General features: G+C 35.5%; 4 protein-coding genes. All 4 read right to left on the reverse strand.

Annotated elements, in window-relative coordinates; translation table 11 throughout:
* On the reverse strand, positions 1-339 hold a 339-nt coding region (locus G3O08_RS20450), incomplete at its 3' end, for a hypothetical protein (protein ID WP_163287308.1).
* Positions 340-488: 149 nt separating this feature from the next.
* Positions 489-1,256 carry an energy transducer TonB gene (locus G3O08_RS20455; RefSeq protein WP_163287309.1) on the reverse strand — a complete coding sequence of 256 codons (768 nt, stop codon included), beginning with the start codon at positions 1,254-1,256 and terminating at the stop codon, positions 489-491.
* A 305-nt stretch (positions 1,257-1,561) separates the two neighbouring features.
* Positions 1,562-2,686 (reverse strand): hypothetical protein, encoded by a 1,125-nt coding sequence (locus G3O08_RS20460; protein WP_163287310.1) that lies wholly within the window; start codon positions 2,684-2,686, stop codon positions 1,562-1,564.
* Between the two features lie 577 nt (positions 2,687-3,263).
* On the reverse strand, positions 3,264-3,444 hold a 181-nt coding region (locus tag G3O08_RS20465), incomplete at its 5' end, for a tyrosine-type recombinase/integrase (protein ID WP_163287311.1).

The raw sequence follows: 3,444 nt of genomic DNA on the forward strand, positions 1-3,444 counted from the left end.
ACCATTCCGCTCTCTTGCCAGGCTTGAACCAGAGCAAACATTTTTTCTTGTAACTTCATCAAAATTATTTTCGACAAAGATCAGGCGGGGGTGGGAATTAGGCAATATGGGATGGTCGGGTGGATACTTTTCTTTCAGATAGGAGGCAAGACCAACACAAGTGATTTCATCATCAGCATGCGGGAAAATGAGTAAGACTCTGGTGTTTTCATCGACAGAGGTTTCTAACGGTATTACCGAATTGTCTTGATAGGATGCTATTTTTTCATAGTCAGTGTTATTTGTATTACACCCAACTAACAAAATCAGGGTTGTCCAGATATAAAATTTACAGTTCATGGTTCTTTTTAATGTTTGCCAACGGCAATATAAGCGTAGTGCGGCATTTCGAAGCACTTACATTCAATAAATCTCAAATTTCGTTGCTTAAAAGATATTCATTTTTAGACGTGAAGCCCGCATTACGTTTATAAAATGTTGGCATTTCGTTATTTTTTTATTTCTAAATTGTATAAAGAATTAACAGGCTTTCCTTTTTGTTGTCCTGGTTTCCAATCAGGTATATTTTCAGCAATATTTAATGCAGTTAGATTAAATTCATCACTTTTCCCATACAATATTTTGACGTCTTCAACTTTTCCAACTTTGCTAATAACAATCGAAATATAGCATTTACCCGATTCTAAATTTTTCTGCTTGTCAATTTGAGATTTTAAATATTCCTTAAGTTGCTTTTCTCCTTCTTCAAAGTTCTCTGCGTTACCAAATATTGGTTTTACTTCAATTGTTTGTGCAACAAATATTTTCTTTGAATCTGGATTAGTTTCGAGTTTTATTACTTCAACTTGTTCAGTTTTATTATTGTTTGTTTTTAATTCATAGATGAATTTAGCATTGATTCCTATCTGAGATAAATATCTTTTATCAGGTGAAATTGCCACAGCATATCTTTGTCCATTAGTCTCGCATGTATACAAGTCTCTATTCGTCCCTTCCTCTTTTTGAATTTCTACTATCTTCAATAATTTGTCTGGAGTTTGATTATAACCTTTAATAAAAACTTTTTCTGGATCAACTGAGATTGCACCTGAAAATTCAATTGTATCAGTCGGTATATAATTCTGAGATTTTTCATCAAAACCAAATTCGGTTACTTTCTCATATCTAAGAATCATTGAAGTAAGTCTATTCGATTGACCAAATATTGTAGAGACAGAAGTCACTAATACTAAAGTTATAACTATGAAATATTTCATATCCTTATTTTAATGAATGCCAACGGCAACTGTATGGTGCGTATCCCGAAGGGTATGCACTATACAGAATGTTGGCGTGTCGTTTTTCTTCTTCTAAAAGTCTAAAGTTAAAATTATCTTGTTCTAATAAAGTTTATATTTGTGTAAGATGCTCAAAACGAGCACTAATTAGTTTTATATCATGCTAACACACTTTATTGTAAATCTTTCAGTAAACCCAGCATAGACAAATTGCTCCTGTCATGAAGATGAGTCATTGATGACCTGCTGGGTTGTAAAAATGGAGAAATGCAAGTTTGGTCAAGTCAATACGACCCGCTTACAATTATCGAAAAGTCAAAAGCTCTCTCGATCGATTGCATGTATCGGAAATCCACAAGCTGTGGAAAAGGTCTTTTAAGGACAACAGGCGCAATTTGCTCCTTTTCCGTATCTGTAAGGAGTGGGAAATATGCTTTAGTTCCTTCCCAAGGCATAAATTGTATCACGATAGATCGATTAGCATATGTACTATCTTGATTCAGAAAGCCAATAAATGTATTTTCGTTTATACCATAACGGTTCTCAAGGTTTGCGAAAACGTGTGAATATCCAAACTGAACGAAAACCCTTTCATCGGGATAGCAATACCTTTTAAAATTGTGGGAAATCTCCAGTTCTCGCTCTTTCATTTTGCCTTTTTTTACTTCAAGCGACTGCTCGATGTTAAAAAGAATATTGGACAATTCAGCAAGGTTATAATCTCCAATGGATTGTAAAAATGTCGGCTCGGCATCATTCAGTTTTATTTTCAGCACCTTCACCCAGTTTCTGACTCTGTTATCCCCCAACCGCTTTTTTTGCAGCATTAATTTTCCTTCTTCCACAGTTTTAAATAATGTTGAGTCAGACGACATTTCGAGTATTTGAATTATTGTAAATATTGATCCCTTGAAACCTCCTCCATAACATACATCCAATCCCTTTACTCCAAAATCAGTCTGCATTGAATCCCTCATAGCTTTTACAGCAATATAATGCTTGTAAAAATCTGCAGTTTCTGTCCTAACCATCATCTCTGGGTGCAGATCAAACAAAGTTTTCAATCGTAACGTATCTCCTGTTTCCAAAAAGTGATTAATCTCGTAACCCAAGGCATAATCGCCCTCCAAACCAAGTATGTCCAACTGGTTTCCCGCAGATAAATACGCGATAAACTTCTTTTGTGACTCCAGAGAATACGGATGATAATGCAGCTCTGAAGTGAAAACAAAATTCTGTTCTGCTATCAAATCATCGAGAATTTTTAGCCCATCGGTGTTATATGTATTGGTTCCCAAATAGAAACTGCTGACTATTTCATCTTGGGCTTCTAAAGTCGAAAATGAAGTAAAAAAAAACATCAAAACGATAACCAGTTCTGTTCTATTATTAGCTGTGCGCGTTTTCATTTATAGCTATTTGGGCTTTCTTATTTTTATCTACCGGTCTTTCATTTTTTAATGCACGCCAACGCTCTTGAGTATGATTAGTTGCGTGTCTCAAGCAGTAAATTTAGCAAATAAAAACGAACTATAAAATCCACGAGGATTTTCGGAAGGAGAACAGGCCTAGCAATTAATTATACGCGATGTTGCCTAATGTAGTTTCAGAATTTTGATTCTTTAGATAAATGACTGTTTATAGCAGTGCGCAAGAGTGATAAAAGTCCGCCCGAAATTATTAGTCTGACTTGTATTCCGTTTGAGTGAACAATTCCGCAAACTGGCTCAATTCCGTTGGTTGATTGTCCAATTATAATTTTCAAGCTTTTTTTCCGCAATGGTTCTCAATTCCGCAAACTGGCTAAATTGAGAACTAGATTCGATTCCGAAAACCTGCTCAAAATTCCGCAAAGATTGGTTTCCGCAATATTGGTCAAATTACCCTTTTCAAAAATCCGAATGGATTGGGTGCGAGTGAATTCTGCTATATTAGGCAACATCCGTATAAACGCAACCCCAAATATCTCTATAGCGTTTATATCGCTTATATGAGCATTCCGTTATCGGTCTTTTCAAATGTACTCTTTTCGTACAAAAGATCCAATGGACTTTTCATTGTTTTATTGTTGGTAGACAATACATGCGTGTAAATCTCTGTAGTTTCAAGGCTGCTATGACCTAGTGCAGCTTGAATAGATCTGGTGCTCGCACCACTAAGCATTAAA

Source organism: Cryomorpha ignava, from assembly GCF_010686655.1.
Lineage (GTDB): Bacteria > Bacteroidota > Bacteroidia > Flavobacteriales_D > Cryomorphaceae > Cryomorpha > Cryomorpha ignava.

What these genes read in the sequence shown, in the direction of transcription:
- G3O08_RS20455 (WP_163287309.1), bottom strand. Translation starts at nt 1,256, where the DNA reads ATGAAATATTTCATAGTTATAACTTTAGTATTAGTGACTTCTGTCTCT.
- G3O08_RS20460 (WP_163287310.1), bottom strand. Translation starts at nt 2,686, where the DNA reads ATGAAAACGCGCACAGCTAATAATAGAACAGAACTGGTTATCGTTTTG.